Below are 3556 nucleotides of genomic sequence, written 5' to 3'. Positions count from 1 at the left end.
GCCGACGCATAATCCGAGATGAGGAGGCTTCGTTGTGCACACTCGTCGCCTCCTCATTCCTCTCGAAAAGATGCCTCGATAAGCCGCCGCTGTCACGTGGTTTCTCGCTTAGCTAAAGACGGATAGTGCTGATTCTCTCTCAGCGTTCACCCTACTCTTTGATATGGTGACTGTTCTATGACACCCCCAATATCATGCTATGATATCCATTCTACCTCACTGCCATCTGAAGAACCGAGCAAAGATTTTATATGACCTGCCAAATATTGACCAGTATGGTCGTTTTCAACGACAAAAGCTTAGCGAATCAAACGGTACTGATAACCGGTGCTACGGGCGGCATTGGAGCTGAGACAGCAAACAAATTTGCAGAGATGGGTGCTTCTCTAGTACTCACTGGACGAAATGAATCAAAACTATCTGACTTAGAACGTGAGCTTGTCGATAAACAAGATTCGTCGGGCAAAGTTAGTAGTGTGATTGGCGATATCACGGTAGAGAAGGATCGCCAAAAGATCGTCAGAGAAGCAGAAAATGTTGGGCCAATCACTAGTCTCGTCAATTCTGCAGGCTTAGGAGAAGGACGACATCCATTTGAGACATTATCAGCAGAGCAAATTGAGAGTCTCATGGAGGTGAATTATACGGCGACCGTTCTCCTCACTCAAAAAGTATATGAATTCATGAAAAAAAGGAATGAGGGAACTATCGTGAATATTTCATCTCTATCTGGGTTGAGGGGAACGTACCAGCATATCCCATACTCTGCATCAAAATTTGCCCTGACAGGATTCACGCATAGTCTTGCGGTTGAAGCTATCGAACACGGAATCCGTGTCAATTGTGTCTCTCCTGGCTGGGTTGACACCGAAATGGGCCGAGAGGGAATGCGGACAAAAGCAAAAGCTACAGGAAACACGTACGAAGAACAATGTTCAATCGAAAAAGAGAAAATTCCATCTGGAAGACTAACCGATCCAATTGAAGTGGCTAATACTATCGGCTTTCTTGTTAGCGACGCTGCAGAAAACATTGTCGGAGAAACTGTAAAGATCTCGGGCGGGTCTGTACTTCGGTGAAACATAGTCTAAACCGATCATTCGAAAGCTATTTATACTAGAACTTGCTATGTGATTCTATGCGTATTGGAGTCATAGGTGGTGGTGTCTACGGTACCGCTATATCATACTTTTTGAAACAATTTGGCGCAGACGACGTCATCCTGTTTGAACAGGATAGTATCGGTGGCACTTCAACAGCGAAATCAGCTGGCATTGTTCGACAACATTATTCGAATCGGTTTCATATCCGGTTCGCTAAACGTGGAGTGGAACTTCTACAAGAGCTTGATCAGGAAATCAATCAATCTGGGGGAGTTCATCAGAATGGCTATCTGCTTCTAGCTGATGATGAAAACGAATCCCAGTTTCGGAAAAACGTTGCTCTTCAAAAAGACCTTGGAATTGAAGTTGAGATTTTAGGCTCTGACGAGGTCTCTGATGTAATGCCGGGCCTGAACACAGAAGACGTGGTCGGTGCAGCATTAGAACATAAGAGTGGATTTGCTGATCCTTACTTGGTTGCGTCATCATATGCTCAATTAGCACAAGAACTCGGAGTAACAGTACAAACCAATTCTCCAATAACAGATATCTCTGTACACGATGGGACAGTAACCAGTGTAATCACCCCTGACCAGATTGTTGATGTGGATTTTTTAATTAATGCAGGCGGCCCATCAGCAGATACAATCGCGGCCATGGGTGGGTATGAGCTTGAATTAGAACGTCACGAAGCGAAAATAGTCGTATTAACTGCGTCAGAATCTTATGGTCCTGACCGACCTGTTCTCTCAGATCTTGGCCTGGGTTTATATGCAAAGCCTGAACCAGGAGGTGACTTTATTATTGGTGGAATGGAACGAAATGATGTGGGTCGGACGCTGACTAATGAAACTGACCTAAAGGGGGTTAGCCATGAGGATTTGGACCAGGTACTTGATTTCCTCGAACATCGATTACCAAATTACTCTGATGCTGAAATTGTTCAATCATGGAGTGGACTTATTACCGCATCCAATGATTGGCATCAAGTTATTGGTGTGCCAGAAGGTTACGAAAACTTTTACATGGCTGCTGCTGGAAGCGGCCACGGGTTTAAGGAAGCACCGGCATTTGCAGAGTCAGCTGCGCAGGACGTTCTAGATCAGACCCCAAACCTGGACCTCTCTTCTTATCATCCGGACCGTTTCGATTATGATGAACTAATTACTAGCGGATATGATGACGGCGGTCGAGGATAATTTCACTACAACCGAGCGATGAGGTTGTATTCTCTCGGAACAATAGACGGCGATCATTCGGTTGCATGTCTACGCTCTCACTAAGATGTCATAGAATAAAGCCTACGCCCTATTCGTCTTTAACTGAGCGAGAAACCACGTGACAACGTAGCATATTGAGGCATCTTTTCGAGGAGGGTGTCATACAATTCATCTCATGCCACGAGCTTAGTTCGGCCTGGATTTTCACCCTGATCGTAGTTCGTGATGGCGACGATCACTCGGAGACACAGTCCAAGATACGCTTGTACCCGCGCATGGACGCGGCCTCGGGCGCGGAGCGTCCCGAGGCCGCATCTGAACACGCTCCAAACGTTCGCTCAACTTGCGTTCGACGCTTGTAGGTCTCATCAAGGATCGAACGCTTGAGCGTCACATCCTCGGTAAATTCGCTGATTCTGTCTTCGACGCGGTATTCGATATCGAGCGGATCAGTGGTGTTTCGTGGATGGTACGGGGCGATCGGCACGACTCCTGCTGAAAGCAGGAAGTCGTGCCAGTCGAGGATGTCGTAGGCACTGTCTCCGAGCATCCAGATCGGCTGCTTGACGGCGAGCGCGTCACGGGTGACGCGCATCGCCGTCTCCTTCGAGGCCTGTTTCGCCTGCGTAAACTCCGCCACAATCGGAATCTTTGGCCCTGCCGAAACGATCGTGAGGCCGAACCCGTAGTAGTACTCTTCAGCCGTTGGATCGTAGTTCCACGACGCGTCATCGTTCCACTCGAGGGTTTCGAGATCGGTCGAATCAATTCGGAAGGTAGAGTCGAGCAGGCCGCGAATAGCGGCCTGTTCGACGAGGTGACTGAACACGTCGTCAACGACGAGACCGAGATCAGTGAGGAACCGATCGACCGCGTCTCTTGACGGCGGTCGATCGAACCCACAGCTGAGCCAGACGGCCGTATTCTGGAGTTCTCGGGTGACAGGACGAGGGCCGTAGATCCCCTTGTAGTAGCAGTGAAGAAAGCCTTTGAACAGTTCTGGCGGATGATGGTCTCGTGTTCGCCCCCGACGAGCGGGGGCGAACACGTCATACTCGCTGAGAAAGTCAAAGTCGAGGTACTCGAAGAGCGGAAGTGTCTCGACCGCCACGAGATTAAAGAACTCGTCTATCCTGCTTTGTTGAATAGCTGCTGAATGATGGTTAGAGTGGCTCACAGAGCTTTTCTATGTTGATGATGGCGAACATGAGGACAACTTCACGGAACTGTCGA

General features: G+C 48.4%; 2 protein-coding genes and 1 pseudogene. 2 read left to right on the top strand and 1 reads right to left on the bottom strand.

Translation table 11 applies throughout. The features are described from left to right. Nucleotides 1-275 precede the first annotated feature (275 nt). Both EA472_RS21715 and EA472_RS21710 read left to right on the top strand, forming a co-directional pair. The gene (locus EA472_RS21715) at nt 276-1079 is read left to right on the top strand and encodes an SDR family NAD(P)-dependent oxidoreductase (protein WP_124193535.1); all 804 of its coding nucleotides are present in this window, start codon (nt 276-278) and stop codon (nt 1077-1079) included. Between the two features lie 59 nt (nt 1080-1138). Next, nucleotides 1139-2302, top strand: coding sequence for an NAD(P)/FAD-dependent oxidoreductase (locus tag EA472_RS21710; protein WP_124193534.1), 1164 nt, complete (start codon nt 1139-1141; stop codon nt 2300-2302). Between the two features lie 194 nt (nt 2303-2496). Here the strand turns inward: EA472_RS21710 and EA472_RS21705 are convergent. Continuing rightward, nucleotides 2497-3470 (bottom strand): annotated as a pseudogene (locus EA472_RS21705) (transposase). Between the last annotated feature and the right edge of the window lie 86 nt (nt 3471-3556).

Origin of the sequence: Natrarchaeobius oligotrophus, from assembly GCF_003841465.1 — an archaeon.
Classification (GTDB): Archaea; Halobacteriota; Halobacteria; order Halobacteriales; family Natrialbaceae; genus Natrarchaeobius; species Natrarchaeobius oligotrophus.
Note: the sequence above shows the minus strand (reverse complement) of the source record. Positions and strands in the feature narration are given on the sequence as shown.